This is a genomic window from Pseudomonas sp., assembly GCF_041601375.1.
Classification (GTDB): domain Bacteria; phylum Pseudomonadota; class Gammaproteobacteria; order Pseudomonadales; family Pseudomonadaceae; genus Aquipseudomonas.
On the sequence record NZ_JBFIIG010000103.1, the window covers coordinates 1 to 15,213 of the forward strand.

14 protein-coding genes and 1 pseudogene are annotated in these 15,213 nt (G+C 62.4%); 6 read left to right on the plus strand and 9 right to left on the minus strand.

Translation table 11 applies throughout. From position 1 onward, the window contains the following. The 6 genes and pseudogenes from ABZE94_RS13940 to ABZE94_RS13965 all read right to left on the minus strand — a co-directional run. Nucleotides 1-624 (minus strand): annotated as a pseudogene (locus ABZE94_RS13940) (carbohydrate ABC transporter substrate-binding protein); the annotation flags it as partial. A gap of 83 nt (nt 625-707) precedes the next feature. Continuing rightward, nucleotides 708-980 (minus strand): DUF2160 domain-containing protein, encoded by a 273-nt coding sequence (locus ABZE94_RS13945; protein ID WP_372876110.1) that lies wholly within the window; start codon nt 978-980, stop codon nt 708-710. 12 nt (nt 981-992) lie between these two features. After that, nucleotides 993-1,793, minus strand: coding sequence for a carbohydrate ABC transporter permease (locus tag ABZE94_RS13950; protein WP_372876111.1), 801 nt, complete (start codon nt 1,791-1,793; stop codon nt 993-995). 8 nt (nt 1,794-1,801) lie between these two features. Next, entirely contained in the window at nt 1,802-2,665 is an 864-nt protein-coding gene (locus ABZE94_RS13955; protein WP_372876112.1) for a carbohydrate ABC transporter permease, read from the minus strand. Next, the gene (locus ABZE94_RS13960; RefSeq protein WP_372876113.1) at nt 2,662-3,795 is read right to left on the minus strand and encodes an ABC transporter ATP-binding protein; all 1,134 of its coding nucleotides are present in this window, start codon (nt 3,793-3,795) and stop codon (nt 2,662-2,664) included. The genes ABZE94_RS13955 and ABZE94_RS13960 overlap by 4 nt, the downstream gene beginning before the upstream one ends. Next, a complete protein-coding gene (locus ABZE94_RS13965; RefSeq protein WP_372876114.1) occupies nt 3,795-4,889 on the minus strand; it encodes an ABC transporter ATP-binding protein in 1,095 nt (364 codons plus the stop codon). The genes ABZE94_RS13960 and ABZE94_RS13965 overlap by 1 nt, the downstream gene beginning before the upstream one ends. A gap of 276 nt (nt 4,890-5,165) precedes the next feature. Here ABZE94_RS13965 and ABZE94_RS13970 point away from each other — a divergent pair, with 276 nt between their 5' ends. The 3 genes from ABZE94_RS13970 to ABZE94_RS13980 all read left to right on the plus strand — a co-directional run bounded on the left by ABZE94_RS13970 (nt 5,166) and on the right by ABZE94_RS13980 (nt 8,666). Continuing rightward, a complete protein-coding gene (locus tag ABZE94_RS13970; protein ID WP_372876115.1) occupies nt 5,166-7,022 on the plus strand; it encodes a sigma-54-dependent Fis family transcriptional regulator in 1,857 nt (618 codons plus the stop codon). 209 nt (nt 7,023-7,231) lie between these two features. Beyond that, nucleotides 7,232-8,092 (plus strand): polysaccharide deacetylase family protein, encoded by an 861-nt coding sequence (locus tag ABZE94_RS13975; protein WP_372876123.1) that lies wholly within the window; start codon nt 7,232-7,234, stop codon nt 8,090-8,092. Nucleotides 8,093-8,357: 265 nt separating this feature from the next. After that, nucleotides 8,358-8,666, plus strand: a complete 309-nt coding sequence (locus ABZE94_RS13980; protein ID WP_372876116.1) for a hypothetical protein — start codon at nt 8,358-8,360, stop codon at nt 8,664-8,666. A gap of 81 nt (nt 8,667-8,747) precedes the next feature. Here the strand turns inward: ABZE94_RS13980 and cysS are convergent, their stop codons facing one another. Further along, complete coding sequence (cysS, locus tag ABZE94_RS13985; RefSeq protein ID WP_372876117.1) at nt 8,748-10,130, minus strand: cysteine--tRNA ligase; 1,383 nt, start codon at nt 10,128-10,130, stop codon at nt 8,748-8,750. 62 nt (nt 10,131-10,192) lie between these two features. Beyond that, nucleotides 10,193-11,857: a glutamine--tRNA ligase/YqeY domain fusion protein gene (locus tag ABZE94_RS13990; RefSeq protein WP_372876118.1), complete on the minus strand. Its 1,665-nt coding sequence runs from the start codon at nt 11,855-11,857 to the stop codon at nt 10,193-10,195. Between the two features lie 182 nt (nt 11,858-12,039). Here ABZE94_RS13990 and ABZE94_RS13995 point away from each other — a divergent pair, with 182 nt between their 5' ends. Both ABZE94_RS13995 and lpxH read left to right on the plus strand, forming a co-directional pair. Continuing rightward, nucleotides 12,040-12,534: a peptidylprolyl isomerase gene (locus ABZE94_RS13995; RefSeq protein WP_372876119.1), complete on the plus strand. Its 495-nt coding sequence runs from the start codon at nt 12,040-12,042 to the stop codon at nt 12,532-12,534. After that, nucleotides 12,531-13,253: a UDP-2,3-diacylglucosamine diphosphatase gene (lpxH, locus tag ABZE94_RS14000; RefSeq protein ID WP_372876120.1), complete on the plus strand. Its 723-nt coding sequence runs from the start codon at nt 12,531-12,533 to the stop codon at nt 13,251-13,253. The genes ABZE94_RS13995 and lpxH overlap by 4 nt, the downstream gene beginning before the upstream one ends. Here the strand turns inward: lpxH and ABZE94_RS14005 are convergent, their stop codons facing one another. Next, on the minus strand, nt 13,254-14,144 hold the full coding sequence (locus tag ABZE94_RS14005) for a LysR substrate-binding domain-containing protein (RefSeq protein WP_372876121.1): 891 nt from the start codon (nt 14,142-14,144) through the stop codon (nt 13,254-13,256). A 125-nt stretch (nt 14,145-14,269) separates the two neighbouring features. Between ABZE94_RS14005 and ABZE94_RS14010 the strand changes: the two genes are divergently transcribed. Beyond that, nucleotides 14,270-15,213: MFS transporter (locus ABZE94_RS14010; RefSeq protein ID WP_372876122.1), on the plus strand; the 944-nt coding region annotated here is incomplete at its 3' end.

Here is a 15,213-nt window from a genome sequence, read left to right on the forward strand (position 1 = left end):
CTTGAGTTCAGGGCGCTCGAACCAGTCGGCGCGAAACCAATAGAGGTTGGCGAACTGCTGGTCGGGCAGTTGATACAACTTGCCATCCGGCGCGGTGGTGAAGTCCAAGCCGATAAAGTCCGGCAGGTCCAGGGTCGGCGAGGTGAAGTCCTTGCCGTCGCCGGCCATCATGTCGGTCAGCGACACGGCCTTTCCGTAACGGAAGTGGGTGCCGATCAGATCGGAGTCGTTGATATAGCCGTCATAGATGTTCTTGTCCGACTGCATCTGGGTCTGCAGCTTCTCAACCACGTCGCCTTCTTGCATCAGGTCGTGCTTGAGCTTGATCCCGGTGATTTCGCTGAAGGCCTTGGCCAGCACCTTGGACTCGTATTCGTGAGTGGCGATGGTTTCCGAGGCAACGCTGATTTCCATGCCGCGGAATGGCTCCGCCGCCTTGATAAACCACTTCAGTTCTTCGAGTTGTTGCTCGGCGGTCAAAGTCGAAGGCGCGAACTCGTCGGCGATCCATTTTTTTGCCGCCTCTTCATAAGCATCGGCCCATGCGGCGCCGCTTAATCCGGACAACGTCAGCAAGGCAGCCAGCGCCATGCTATGTCGAGTTTTGTTGTTATTGTCGAACATAGAGAGACCTCCATCTCAGGGTTTTAGGCGAGGCAAATCGGGACGGCCGCAACCCGGCAGCGGGCGCAGCCGAAACACCCGGCTTAACCCCAACGCATCACTGTAAACAGCCAGAACAAGGACAGCACCGAGGCTACCCAGACACTCCAATCGGTCGTGCCCACCACCAGCAGATGCAGGTAGGCGCTTCCCAGCAGACCGATAAACAGCCGATCACCACGGGTGGTGCTGATCGGCAAGAAGCCTTTGCGCTCAATACAGGGGGAGCGCAGTTCCCATACGGTCATACCCGCCAAAATCGTCGCGATGGTGCCGAAGAACAAGGCAGTGGGTAGAGTCCAAGCCATCCAATCCATAATCTCTGCTCCTTAAACCCGGCCCAGGGCGAAGCCCTTGGCCACGTGGTTGCGGACGAACCAGATCACCAGCATGCCCGGCAGGATGGTCAACACGCCGGCAGCCGCCAGCACCCCCCAATCGATGCCGGAAGCCGAGACGGTGCGGGTCATCACCGCGGCGATGGGCTTGGCGTTAACCGAGGTCAGGGTGCGCGCCAGCAGCAATTCGACCCAGGAGAACATGAAGCAGAAGAACGCAGTGACGCCGATGCCCGAGCCGATCAGCGGGACGAAGATCTTGACGAAGAATTTCGGGAAGCTGTAGCCGTCGATATAGGCGGTTTCATCGATTTCCTTCGGCACCCCGGACATGAAGCCCTCGAGAATCCACACTGCCAGCGGCACGTTGAACAGGCAGTGCGCCAGGGCCACGGCGATATGGGTATCGAACAGGCCGATCGAGGAATACAGCTGGAAGAACGGCAGCAGGAACACCGCCGGCGGCGCCATGCGGTTGGTCAGCAGCCAGAAGAACAGGTGCTTGTCGCCGAGGAAGCGGTAACGCGAGAAGGCATAGGCCGCCGGCAGCGCCACCGTCAGGGAGATCAGGGTGTTCAGGGTCACGTAGTACAGCGAGTTGAGGTAGCCCTCGTACCAGCTGGGGTCGGTGAAGATCACCTGGTAGTTGGCCAGGGTGAAGGTGCTCGGCCACATGCTCAGGCCACCGAGGATCTCGGTGTTGCTCTTGAACGACATGTTCAGCAGCCAATAGATGGGCACCAACAGGAACAGGATGTAGAGCCCCAGCACCATTTTTTTACGTAGGGTCATGGTCGGCCTCAGCGCGTCTTGTCGTTGTGGGTCATGGCGGTATAGAACAACCAGGACACCAGCAGAATGATCAGGAAGTACACCAGGGAGAACGCCGCCGCCGGGCCCAGGTCGAATTGGCCGATGGCCATCTGCGTCAGGGTCTGACTGAGGAAGGTGGTGGCGTTGCCCGGGCCGCCGCCGGTGAGCACGAAGGGCTCGGTGTAGATCATGAAGCTGTCCATGAAGCGCAGCATCACCGCGATCAGCAGCACGCTCTTCAGCTTGGGCAACTGGATATGGCGGAACACCGCCCAGGCCGAGGCGCGGTCGATGCGCGCCGCCTGGTAGTAGACGTCGGGAATCGCGCGCAGCCCGGAGTAACAGAGCAACGCCACCAGCGAAGTCCAGTGCCAGACATCCATGATCAGCACCGTGACCCAGGCGTCGCTGGTATTGGAGGCATAGTTGTAACTGATCCCCAGGCTGTTCAGCGCCCAGCCCAACAGGCCGATATCGGCGCGGCCGAAGATCTGCCAGATGGTGCCGACCACGTTCCACGGGATCAGCAAGGGAATCGCCATGACGATCAGCACCAGCGAGGCCATACGCCCCTTGGTCGGCATGCACAGGGCGATGGCGATGCCCAGGGGGATTTCGATCAGCAGCACGCAGCCGGAGAAGATGAACTGGCGCAGCAGCGAATCGTGCAGGCGCGGGTCCTGCAGCACCTGCCTGTACCAGTCGACCCCGACGAAATAGCGCGTCGAATGGTCGAAGATGTCCTGCACCGAGTAGTTGACCACCGTCATCATCGGCACGATGGCGCTGAACGCCACCAGCAGGAACACCGGCAATACCAGCCACCAGGCCTTGTTGTTCTGCACCTTCATGACTGCACCTCCACTGACGGCGACTGAGGTTGCGCCGGCAACACTTGCACCAGGTATTCGTCGGCATAGAGCATCAGCCACTGCGCCGGGAAGCTCAGGTAGACCTGCTGTTGCGGTACCGGCTGGTCCTCCTGCAGGCGTACCTTGAGCAGCTGTCCATCCAGGCGCAGGGTGAGGATCTTGTAAGTACCCAGGTCCTCGAGGTGCACCACCTCGCCGCACAGGGCGTCCTCGTTGGGGCCTTCCCAGACGTGGACGAACTCGGGGCGGATGCCGACTTTCAGGCTGGTCCACTGCAACTCGTCCAGGCGCTGGTTGAGCGCCGCCGACAGAGGCAGCACGGTGTTGGCGAAACGCACCCCGCCCTCGCAGCGCTCGACCTCGATCAGGTTCATTCCCGGGCTACCGATGAAATAGCCGACGAAGGTATGGCTGGGGCGCTCGAACAGATCGCGCGGGGAGCCGAACTGGACGATCTGGCCGCCGTACATCACCGCGATCTTGTCGGCGAAGGTCGAAGCCTCGAGCTGATCGTGGGTGACATAGACCATGGTGATGTTGAACTGCTCGTGGATCTGCTTGAGCTTGCGCCGCAGCTTCCACTTCAGGTGCGGGTCGATCACCGTCAGCGGCTCGTCGAACAGGATCGCCGACACATCGTCACGCACCAGACCACGGCCCATGGAGACCTTCTGCTTCTCGTCGGCGGTGAGGTTGCTGGCTCGCTTGCGCAGCAGCGGGTGCAGCTCCAGCACCTCGGCGATCTCGTTGACCTTGGCCAGAATCCTGGCCTCGTTCATGCCCTGGTTGCGCAGCGGAAAGGCCAGGTTGTCGAACACCGTCATGGTGTCGTAGACCACCGGGAACTGGAAAACCTGGGCGATATTGCGCTGTTCTGGGTGCAAGTGGTTGACCACCTTGCCGTCGAACTGCACCTCGCCGTGGGAGGGGCTGAGCAACCCGGAAATGATATTGAGCAGGGTCGACTTGCCGCAGCCGGACGGGCCGAGCAAGGCGTAGGCACCACCCTGCGCCCAGACATGGTTCATCTCGCGGATCGCATAATCTTCATTACCATTGGGAGCGCGACTGTAGCTGTGGGCCAGGTTGTGCAAGCGTATCTCGGCCATCAGGCGCTCCTCGCTAAACGGCGGCTCGGCGCCTGGATCAAGCGGCCACTGGCCTCGAAGACGAACAGCTTGTGGGTCGGGATATAGATGAGGATCGGCGTATCGACGTCGTACTCATGCACGCCCGGCAGGTGCAGCACCAGCACGAACTGCTCGTTGCGCACATGCAGGAAGGTTTCCGAGCCGCTGATTTCGGCCAGCTCGACGGTCACCGCCAGTTCCAGGTCGTCGTCGTTGGATGGCACCAGGCCGATGTGACTGGGACGCACGCCGAAGCGGTACTCGCCTTCGGCAATGCTTTGCAGATCGGAGTTGAGCGGAAAGTGCACGGCGTCGGCGAAGCTCACCTCGGCGGCGTCGATGCGCCCCGGCATCAGGTTGATCGCCGGCTCGGAGAACAATTCGGCGGCCAACACCTGCTGCGGCTGATGGTAGACCTCGGCGGTCTTGCCGCTCTGCACCACCCGCCCCTCGTGCAGGATGGTGGTGGTGCCGCCCAGGGCTAGGGCCTCGTTCGGCTCGGTGGTGGCGTAGATGGCGATGGTATGACGCGCGGCGAACAGCTCGCGCATCTCCTGGCGCAGCTCTTCGCGCAGCTTGTAGTCGAGGTTGACCAGCGGCTCGTCGAACAGAATCAGCGACGCATCCTTGACCAGGGCGCGGGCCATGGCCGTGCGCTGCTGCTGGCCGCCGGACAGCTCCAGTGGATGGCGCTGGAGCAAGGCCTCGATGCGCAGCATCTGCGCCGTGGCATGCACCTTTTCCAGGATCTCGGCTTTGCCTACCCCGGCCTGGCGCAGCGGCGAGGCGATGTTCTCGAACACCGTCAGGGTCGGGTAATTGATGAACTGCTGGTAAACCATGGAGACGTTGCGCCGGCGCACCGAGACATTGGTCATGTCTGCACCGTTCATCAGGATGCGCCCACTGCTCGGTTTGTCCAGGCCAGCCATCAAACGCATCAGGCTGGTCTTGCCGGACAGGGTGCGACCGAGCAATACATTGAAGGAACCGGGTTCGAAACTCAGGCAGGCGTCGTCGATGTGCACCTGCTGATCGACGATACGCGTGACATGCTCAAGCGTAAGTGACATGGGCCGTCCTATTTTGTTGTTATTTGCTTTCTAGCTGTCCAGTGACAAGGCGAGTTCCGTGCCAACCACCCAACAAACAGTCTAATCAGCTGATTTATATAGCCTTTTCAGAAACATCCAGTTCGCGTCATTTTCGCAAATGAACAATTTTGCACAGTCGACCCTGAACAAATGAACAGTCGAAGCGTTGACTTTGAACAGCCATAGGCGACACTGCTTGCACCTCGGCGAAGACCGGGCGCCGATAAAAACAAGATCCACAACGAGACCTTCGTCATGGTTGAAGCTGCCAGTGCCCTGCCCCACGAGACCATCATTCAGGACTCCTGGTCGCGTTGCCGCGACTTCGGCCTGACTCACCAGAGCACACCCATCTTCACTCAGCCCAGCCCCGGCGAAGTCTCCGCCCTGCTGGAAAGCCAGCACGCCCTGGTGCACACCACCCATAAGGAAGTGCTGCCCTACTACGGCAATATCCTGGCCAATTCCAACTGCCTGATCATGCTCGCCGACAAGCAGGGCCAGGTGCTGCAGTCCTGGGGCGACCAGCGCTTCATCGAGCCCAGTCGTGCGCCCGGCTTCGTCGCCGGCGCCAGCTGGCTGGAGCGCTACACCGGCACCAACGCCATAGGCACCGCCCTGAGCTGCGCCCAGCCGGTGCATATCCAGCACGACGAACACTTCCTCAAGGCCAACCGCTTCATGACCGGCTCGGCTTCGCCGATCTTCGACGAGCAGCGGCAGATGATCGCGGTGCTGGACGTCTCCAGCGACAGCTACCTGCCACCCGCCCACACCCTGGGCATGGTCAAGATGATGAGCCAGTCGGTGGAAAACCGCCTGATCCTCAACCTGTTCCAGCAGCGCTACTTCCAGCTCAGCTTTAACACCAGCCTGGACAACCTCGACAGCCCCTGGGCCGGGCTGCTGATTTTCGATGAGCAAGGCCAGGTGGTGTCGGCCAACCGCCGCGCCGACAGCCTGCTCGGGGTCGGCCTGGCGCGGGTGAATATCGAGAGTCTGTTCGACGTGCCGCTGCAGCACTTGCTCAACCAGCCCGAAGCCCTGCCGTTCAACCTGCGCGCCGGCGGGCGTTTCCGCTTCCATGCCCAGGTCAAACGCCCGCAGCAGCCGGCGCCGATCCAGGCCCGCGACTTCCGCCAGCCTGTCGCGACCGAGGACGGCAACAAAGGCTTTACCCTGGCCTCGATCAACCTCGGCGACCCACGGGTCGATAAAGCCGTGCGTCAGGCCGAACGCCTGCTGGAAAAAGACATTCCGATCCTAGTCCACGGCGAGACCGGCGTCGGCAAAGAGGTGTTCGTCAAAGCTTTGCACCACGCCAGCTCGCGCGCCAAGCAAGCGCTGATTGCGGTCAACTGCGCGGCCATTCCCGCCGAGTTGGTGGAGTCGGAACTGTTCGGTTACGAAAAAGGCGCCTTCACCGGCGCCAACCAGAAGGGCAGCGTCGGTCTGATCCGCAAGGCCGATAAAGGCACGCTGTTTCTCGACGAGATCGGCGACATGCCGCTACGCGTGCAGGCCCGCTTGCTACGGGTATTGCAGGAACGTTGCGTGCAACCGCTGGGCAGCAGCGAACTCTACCCGGTGGACATTCGCCTGATCTCCGCCACCAACCGCTCCCTGCGCCAGGACGTCGACACCGGCCTGTTCCGCCAGGATCTCTACTACCGCATCAGCGGCCTCAACCTGGAGCTGCCGCCACTGCGCGAACGCACCGATAAAGCCGCGATGGTGCAGCGCATCTGGGACTATCACCGCGAACCCCAGCAATGGGCCAGACCCAGCGCCGAGGTGATGGAGCTGTTCGAACGCCACCCCTGGCCGGGCAACCTGCGCCAACTCAGCAGCGTGCTGCAGATCGCCCTGGCCATGGCCGACGATCAGCCGATTCAACCGGAGCATCTGCCGGATGATTTTTTTGCCGACTTGCAGGAGATGGATGAGAGAGAACCGGTCCACCAACAGGCGGGTTCATCGGCGCACGGCGATGATGATCTGGCCAGCCAGTTTCAGGCCTGCGGCGGCAATATTTCGCATCTGGCGAGACGCTTGGGGATGAGCCGCAATACGCTTTACAAGCGGCTCAGGGAGCAAGGCTTAAGGGAGTAGACGACAGGCGCGAACGGGTAACGAACGTCGCCAGGCAACAATCGGTCTGCCGCTTGTTGCGGGCGCTCACGTCAACCCCCTGGACAGTTCCGGCTGCTGTACCCTTCGTCCCCGGCCTTCACGAGTCAAACAACCCAATGAGTCTCCCCCCCTGCCCGAAAACCGCCGCCGCACGCGCATTGGCAGCGTTTTGCCGCGCCCCTCGAACGCTGCGCACCTGGACCGCGGCGATAGCGACTCTGCTTGTGTTGGCGGCCTGCGTCAGCGCGCCGGCGCCCCAGCCATCAGCCGGCATTGCACCGATACGCTTTTTGCTGAGCTTCGACGACGGCCCGAGCGGCAGCCTGGGAGTCAATCCGACCCGGCAGATTCTCGACGCCCTGACGGACAACCCCGTCCAGCCCGGAATCAAGGCACTGTTCTTTATCCAGACCCGCGCGCCCTACGCCGGCGGCAGTGCTCAGGGGCAGGCGCTGTTGCGCCGCCAGCAGCAGGACGGCCACCTGCTGGGTTTTCACACCGCCACCCCCAGGCATTCCAATCACCGTTTCCTCAGCCCGGCCGAACTGGAGCAATCGCTACGCGATGGCGTGGCCGACCTCCGCGCCGTCAGCGGCAAGCCGCCGCGCCTGGTGCGGCCACCGTTCTGGAACTACAACCAACGCACCTTCGCCGCCTATCGGGCCCATGGCCTGCGGCTGCTGCTGACCGACCTGAGTGCCAACGATGGCAAAACCTGGGGCATCAACGGCAGCCTGCGCCGACGCAGCAACCTGCGCACCCAGCTGGCACGGATAGCGACGCAGATCCATGCCGGCAGCATGCCGGTGGTGGATGGCGTCATCCCGGTGGTCGTGACCTTCCATGACCTCAACCCCTATACCGCACGGCATATGCAGGAGTACCTGCAGATCCTCCTGGATGCGGCCGGGGACGTAGGCTTGGCCACCGCGGCCAAGCCGTTCTATGACCAACGCGACGCCCTCGAACGCGCGGCGCTGAAGCGCACCCTGGGCGACCCGCTGCAGTACGCCCGCCTGCCAGGCGTGTGGAACTGGCTATGGAATTGAGCGGCGCGGCGGGTATCGCTTCACTCAATCAATAGTCCTGCGGAAAACAAACGGGCCACTCGAAAGCCACTCCCAAGCCGTGGAACGGCCGGCGCCCTTCGAGCACGCATGCCGGGGGCTGGCAGCGGTATGCGGGCCGTCGATACGCCGCCAGTGCTGCGTCAACCGCCGAACGGTCCTCGGGGTCCTCTTGCTGCATCCTATAGTTATAGAGATGTCATTGATGCTTTATCGATGCCGTCCATACCGCCAAATGGAGGCTACGATGAAATCTTCCATCCACACTCTCATCGCTGCGGGCGCCCTACTTGCCGTCGCCTCGACACCGCTGGTACAGGCTGATACCGGTTCCGATTGGTTCGATGCCGATGTTGCCCAGGTGCAACATCGCGTCGCTTCACGCAACCAGCTCGACGATGACCTGGTACTGTCGCAAATAGCCCTGGGCTATGCCGTGCCGGAATCGCTGCATCCGCAGAGCAAGACCATGCTGGCACGCTCGAATGACGACGCGTTCGACACTGTCCTGAAATACCTGCAAGGCACGATGGAGATGTATGCGGGGATTGAATAGGCGCCTAGATTGCCGGGGCAGTTCGCTTCCAAAAAATGCAAAAGGCCTCATTGCGGCCTTTTGCAATTCACCCGCCGCCGGCTATTCGGCCAAGCGCCAGGTGGTACCGCCCTTGCCGTCTTCCAGCACCACGCCCATGGCGCCGAGCTGGTCGCGGATGCGGTCGGACTCGCCCCAGTTCTTCTCGGCGCGGGCCTGCAGGCGCGCGGCGATCAGCGCTTCAACCTCGGCAGCATCGACCTTGCCGGCAGCTCCGGCCTGGAGGAAGGCCTCCGGTTCGAGTTGCAGCACGCCGAGTACGCCGGCCAGCTCCTTCAAGCGCGCCGCCAGGCCGGCGGCGGCCTGCAGATCGCTCTCGCGCAGGCGGTTGATCTCGCGGGCCAGCTCGAACAATACGGCGCAGGCTTCCGGCGAGTTGAAGTCGTCGTCCATGGCCGCGCCGAAGCGCTCGACGAAGGCTTCAGCGCCGGCAGCAGGCGCTGCAGGCAGCCCCTTGAGCGCATTGTAGAAGCGCTCGAGGGCGCCCTTGGCCTCCTTGAGGCTGTCTTCGGAGTAGTTGATCGGGCTGCGGTAGTGGCTGGACACCAGCAGGTAGCGCACCACTTCCGGGTGGTACTTCTCCAGCACCTCGCGGATGGTGAAGAAGTTGCCCAGGGACTTGGACATCTTCTCGCCATCCACGCGCACCGCGCCGGCATGCATCCAGGCGTTGGCATAGAGCTTACCGGTAGCCGCCTCGCTCTGGGCGATTTCGTTCTCGTGGTGCGGGAACACCAGGTCCGGGCCGCCGCCATGGATGTCGAAGGTCTCACCCAGGCAGCAGGTCGACATCACCGAGCACTCGATATGCCAGCCCGGCCGGCCCGCGCCCCAGGGCGACGGCCAGCTCGGCTCGCCGGGCTTGACGCCTTTCCACAGGACGAAGTCCAGCGGATCCTGCTTGGCTTCGTCGACTTCGATGCGCGCACCGACTTTCAGGTCCTCGATCTTCTTGCGCGATAACTTGCCGTAGCCGACGAACTTGCCGACCCGGTAATACACGTCGCCATTGCCCGGCGCGTAGGCGAAGCCCTTATCGATTAGGGTCTGGATCATCTGGTGCATGCCGGCGATATGCTCGGTGGCACGCGGCTCCTGGTCCGGGCGCAGCACGTTGAGGCGCGCCTCGTCCTCGTGCATGGCGCCGATCATGCGCTCGACCAGGGCCTCGAACGGCTCGCCGTTGTCATGGGCGCGCCTGATGATCTTGTCGTCGATGTCGGTGATATTGCGCACATAGGTCACCTCATAGCCGCGATGGCGCAGCCAGCGGGTGACCACATCGAACGCCACCATCACCCGCGCATGACCGATATGACAGAAATCGTAAACCGTCATGCCGCACACATAGATGCGCACCTGGTTGTCCAGCAGCGGTTTGAAGACGTCTTTGCTTTTGGTCAGCGTGTTGTAGATCGAGAGCATCGGGAATCCTTGGAAACCACGGGCCAGCGTACCGGCCCGGTTCAAATCAACGCACCTGAGCCTTAAGCCCAGGAGTCGCGCAGGGTCACGGTACGGTTGAACACCGGGGCACCGGGCTTGCTGTCCTTGATGTCGGCGCAGAAATAGCCTTCGCGCTCGAACTGGAAGCGCTCCTCGGGCTGGGCCTGAGCCAGCGAGGGTTCGGCGCGACAGCCCTTGAGCACCACCAGCGACCCGGGATTGATGTTGTCGAGGAAGCTGCTGCCCTCTTCTGCCTTTTCCGGGGTCGGCGAGCGGAACAGGCGGTCGTACAGGCGCACTTCGCACTCGACGCTGGCGGCGGCCGGGACCCAATGGATCACGCCTTTGACCTTGCGCCCCTCGGGATTCTTGCCCAGGGTATTTTCGTCGTAGCTGCAGCGCAGCTCGACGATATTGCCCTCGGCATCCTTGACCGCCTCGTCGGCGCGGATCACGTAGCTGCCACGCAAGCGGGCTTCGCCACCGGGGATCAGGCGCTTGAAACCGGCGGGCGGGACTTCCTCGAAGTCGCCGGCGTCGATATAGATCTCGCGGGCAAACGGCAGCACGCGTACGCCCATGTCCTGCTTGGGATGGCGCGCCAGCTCGAGGTTTTCCACCTGACCTTCGGGGTAATTGGTGATCACTACCTTCAAGGGCCGCAATACGCACATGGCCCGCGAGGCGGAGGCATCGAGGTCTTCGCGAATGGCGAATTCGAGCATGCCGATATCCACCAGGCCACCTGCGCGGTTGACGCCGACCATGTCGCAGAAGGTGCGGATCGAACCCGGGGTGTAGCCGCGCCGGCGATAGCCACTGAGGGTCGACATGCGCGGATCGTCCCAACCCTGCACGTGCCCCTCATCGACCAACTGCTTGAGCCGGCGCTTGCTGGTGATGGTGTAGTTCAGGTTGAGACGGGCGAACTCGTACTGACGCGGTTTTGCCGGCACCGGCAGGTTGTCGAGGAACCAGTCGTAGAGCGGCCGATGATCCTCGAACTCCAGGGTGCAGATCGAGTGGGTAATGCCCTCGATGGCGTCCGACTGACCGTGGGTGAAGTCATAGCTCGGGTAGATGCACCACTTGTCGCCGGTCTGATGATGATGGGCGTGACGGATGCGGTAGATGATCGGGTCGCGCAGGTTCATGTTCGGCGAGGCCATATCGATTTTCGCCCGCAGGGCGCGTGCGCCATCGGGGAATTCGCCGGCCTTCATGCGGGCGAACAGGTCGAGGTTCTCCTCCACCGAGCGCTCGCGGAACGGGCTGTTCTTGCCCGGCTCGGTCAGATTGCCGCGGTACTGACGCGCCTCATCGGGCGACAGGTCGCAGACGTAGGCCTTGCCGGCCTTGATCAGCTCGACGGCCCAGTCATGCAACTGGTCGAAGTAATTGGAGGCGTAACGCTCCTCGCCGGCCCACTGGAAGCCCAGCCACTGCACATCGTTCTTGATCGCGTCGATGTATTCCTGGTCTTCCTTGGCCGGGTTGGTGTCGTCGAAGCGCAGGTTGCACTCGCCACCAAATTCCTTGGCCAGACCGAAGTTCAGGCAGATCGACTTGGCATGGCCGATATGCAGGTAGCCGTTGGGTTCCGGCGGGAAACGGGTGATGATTTTCGAGTGCTTGCCGGTGTCCAGATCGGACTGGACGATGGGGCGAAGAAAGTTCGAAGCGGCGACAATCTCTGGCTTGCTCATGGGGTCCTTAGATCATGCAGGTGCGCGGCACAGGGTAGGCCGACTTATACAAAGCGCTTATCATAGCCGAAGCTGTCAACCCCCTGACAGGCCCACGAGCCCGTTCTCTATCCACCGCGCATCACTAACGCAGTGTCAATATTGAGCAGGCCGCTGGATTTCCCGACAGAGCGATTACCTACATGATCAAGCTGCACACCAATCACGGCGTCATCACCCTCAAGCTGTTTGAAGACAAAGCCCCGGAAACCGTGGCCAACTTCAAGCAATACGTAAAGGAAGGTCATTACGACAACACCATCTTTCACCGCGTGATCAGCAACTTCATGGTGCAGGGCGGCGGTTTCGAGCCGGGCATGAAGCAGAAAGCCACCCGTGCGACCATCAAGAACGAAGCCAACAACGGCCTGGCCAACAAGATCGGCACCGTAGCCATGGCCCGTACCATGGAGCCGCATTCGGCCTCCGCGCAGTTCTTCATCAACGTCGCCGACAACAGCTTCCTCAATCACAGCGCACCAACCGTTCAGGGCTGGGGCTACGCGGTATTCGGTGAAGTGGTCGAAGGCATGGACGTGGTCGACGCCATCAAGAGCGTCGCCACCACCATGAAATCCGGCCACCAGGACGTACCTGTCGACGACGTGATCATCGAGAAGGCCGAGATCGTCGAGTGATCCTGCTGATCTCTGACCTGCATCTTGAACAGGAGCGCCCGGACATCAGCCGGGCGTTTCTGCATTTTCTGGAGAGCCGCGCGAGCGAAGCCGAGGCGCTGTATATCCTTGGCGACTTCTTCGAGGTGTGGATCGGCGACGACGCCATCAGCCCCTTTCAACGCACTATTGCCCAAGCCCTGCGCCAGCTCAGTGACAGCGGTACGCGAATCTACCTGATGCACGGCAATCGCGACTTCATGATTGGCCAGGCCTTCTGCCACGAGGCCGGCTGCACCCTGCTGTGCGACCCCAGCCTGGTCGAACTCGGTGGGGAGAAAGTCCTGTTGATGCACGGCGACAGCCTGTGCACCCAGGACGCGGCCTACATGCGCCTGCGCCGCTGGCTGCGCAACCCGCTGTCGCTGTTTATCCTGCGCAACCTGCCGCTGGCCACTCGCCGCAAGCTGGCGCGCAAACTGCGCAATGAAAGCCGCGCGCAAAACCGCATGAAAGCCAGCGACATTGTCGATGTCACCCCGACAGAAGTGCCGCGAATCATGGCCGCCCATGGCGTGCGCACGCTGATTCACGGCCACACTCACCGCCCAGCGATACATCCGCTGCAAGTGGCGGGTCAGCCTGCCAGGCGGATTGTCCTGGGTGACTGGGACAGTCAAGGCTGGGCCTTGCAGGTCGACGACCAAAACTGGCAGCTGGCCCCCTTCTCTCTCAGTTGATCAGCGCTGCTGCGGGCTTAACGCTGTAGGAGCGACGGCCTGGCGTCGGTATTGCGGGCTTGCCTCAATGGTTTGCGCCAGGCGTTGAGTCGCCTCGTTGACCTGCTCGGCGACGAACAAGGTGATATCCGTACCCGGCAGGCACGGCAGTCCTTCCTCGATCACCTGTAGACCAGGCTCCAGGGTCGAACGGGGAATGATCCCCACACCGAGCCCTGCACGTACGGCCGCCAGGACGCCAGCCCGACTCTGACTGGTGAAAGCGATCCGGTACGGGATCTGCGCGCTGGCCAGGGCCTTGCGCGCCGAATCACGGTGATAGCAGCCCTCGGCAAAGACCGCCAGCGGCAGCGGTTCGCGCTGGTGCGTCGAATGGGCCTCGTTGCACACCCAGACCAGCTCATCGCGAAACAAACGCTGCCCGCCATCCGACATGGCCGGCATCTCAACCAGGGCCAGGTCCAACTTGCCCTCGGCCACCAGCGACGCCAGGTATTCGGGCCGATGATCACAGACCACCTCCAGATTGGCCTCCGGGTAGCTCAGCACGAATATCTCCAGCAGAGGCGCGAGGTTACGCGTGGCGTATTGGTCATGGGTACCAAGGCGCACCTGCCCGCCTACATCGGCGTGCCGGAAGGTACCGAGGATGCGGTCATGCAGGTTAAGCAGCTCCTGTGCGCAGGACTTCAGCTGCTCTCCTGCGGGGGTCAGCCTGACCCCATACTGGCCGCGCTGTAGCAGTTCGGCCGCTACCAGCTCCTCCAGTCGCGTGAGCTGCATGCTGATGGTCGAGGGCGCGCGATGCAGGCGCAGGGCCGCGGTGGTCAGATTCAGCGTCTCGGCGACCATGACGAAGGTACGCAGCAAGACAATTGGCAGGTCACGCATGGCAGAATTCAACTTTATTGAAGGTCACGATCAATATTTATCGTTTTTACGAATTCTGGCAAGCGGATATCTTAGTCGCATCCAGCCAGCCCCATGCGCCCCAGCGCCATCACGGAGTTCGAATGATGCGAATGCCCACCACGTTCGGCATGAACCAGATCGTCAGCCATGGTTTCGGCATGTTCCTGTTTGCCGCCCTGATGCCGTTCATGCGCGAATCCATCGAGATCAGTGCCTGGCAGCTGGCGACCATCGGCGCCCTGACCCAATTGGCCTATCTCGGCGGCGCCATGCTCCTGGGCCTGCTCGGCCATCGCCTGGGCACCGGCCGCCTGGCCCTGATCACCGGCATCACCTCCAGCACCCTGCTGCTCACCATGTCGCAGCTGCGTGATCCCCTGCTGATCACGCTGGCCCTGACCTGCCTGGCCGCCAGCGCGGCGATCAGCTGGGGTTGCATCGTCGAGATCGTCAGCCGCTGCGCCCGCGCCGAGTCGCGCTCGACCTACCTGTCCTGCGCCTCCAGCGGCACGGCCTGGGGCTATGCGCTCAACGGCCTACTGATCCTTGTCGTGGTGCCGCTGCTTGGCTGGCAGGCCAGCTGGCAGGTCGCCGGGCTGTTCGGCCTGCTGGTCGTGGCCCTGACCTGGCACATGCTGCGCGACCTCAAGCCGGCGCCCGTCAGTCCGACCGCCAGCGCCGGCCCGGTGGACTCGGTGATCCCCACTTCCCGGCTGTTCGCCACCATCATCGGCGAGCGCACCGCCCTGTTCGCCTGCCTCATCTGCCTGCTCGTCGGCTTCACCACCATGCCGTTTTCCTACTGGCTCAACAGCTACCTGGATGAACTCAGCCTGCCGGCGGCTCTGGGCGGCTACACCTGGGCGACGGTCGGCGGCACGGGCATGGTGGCCGGTTTCCTCACCGGCAAGTTGGCCGACCGCAAGGGCCATGGCACCGCGCTGATGGTGATCTTCAGCGGCTTCACCCTGGGCTTGCTGGCATTCGTCGCGGACCCGGGCAAGTTCGCCCTGGTCGCCGGCTTCGGCTATGGCCTGATGTACTTCCC

Coding starts and splice junctions, on each gene's coding strand:
- ABZE94_RS13965 (WP_372876114.1), bottom strand. CDS start 4,889: ATGTCACTTACGCTTGAGCATGTCACGCGTATCGTCGATCAGCAGGTG.
- cysS (WP_372876117.1), bottom strand. CDS start 10,130: ATGCTCTCGATCTACAACACGCTGACCAAAAGCAAAGACGTCTTCAAA.
- ABZE94_RS13995 (WP_372876119.1), top strand. CDS start 12,040: ATGATCAAGCTGCACACCAATCACGGCGTCATCACCCTCAAGCTGTTT.
- ABZE94_RS13980 (WP_372876116.1), top strand. CDS start 8,358: ATGAAATCTTCCATCCACACTCTCATCGCTGCGGGCGCCCTACTTGCC.
- ABZE94_RS13945 (WP_372876110.1), bottom strand. CDS start 980: ATGGATTGGATGGCTTGGACTCTACCCACTGCCTTGTTCTTCGGCACC.
- ABZE94_RS13955 (WP_372876112.1), bottom strand. CDS start 2,665: ATGAAGGTGCAGAACAACAAGGCCTGGTGGCTGGTATTGCCGGTGTTC.
- ABZE94_RS14005 (WP_372876121.1), bottom strand. CDS start 14,144: ATGCGTGACCTGCCAATTGTCTTGCTGCGTACCTTCGTCATGGTCGCC.
- ABZE94_RS13960 (WP_372876113.1), bottom strand. CDS start 3,795: ATGGCCGAGATACGCTTGCACAACCTGGCCCACAGCTACAGTCGCGCT.
- ABZE94_RS13990 (WP_372876118.1), bottom strand. CDS start 11,857: ATGAGCAAGCCAGAGATTGTCGCCGCTTCGAACTTTCTTCGCCCCATC.
- ABZE94_RS13970 (WP_372876115.1), top strand. CDS start 5,166: ATGGTTGAAGCTGCCAGTGCCCTGCCCCACGAGACCATCATTCAGGAC.
- ABZE94_RS13950 (WP_372876111.1), bottom strand. CDS start 1,793: ATGACCCTACGTAAAAAAATGGTGCTGGGGCTCTACATCCTGTTCCTG.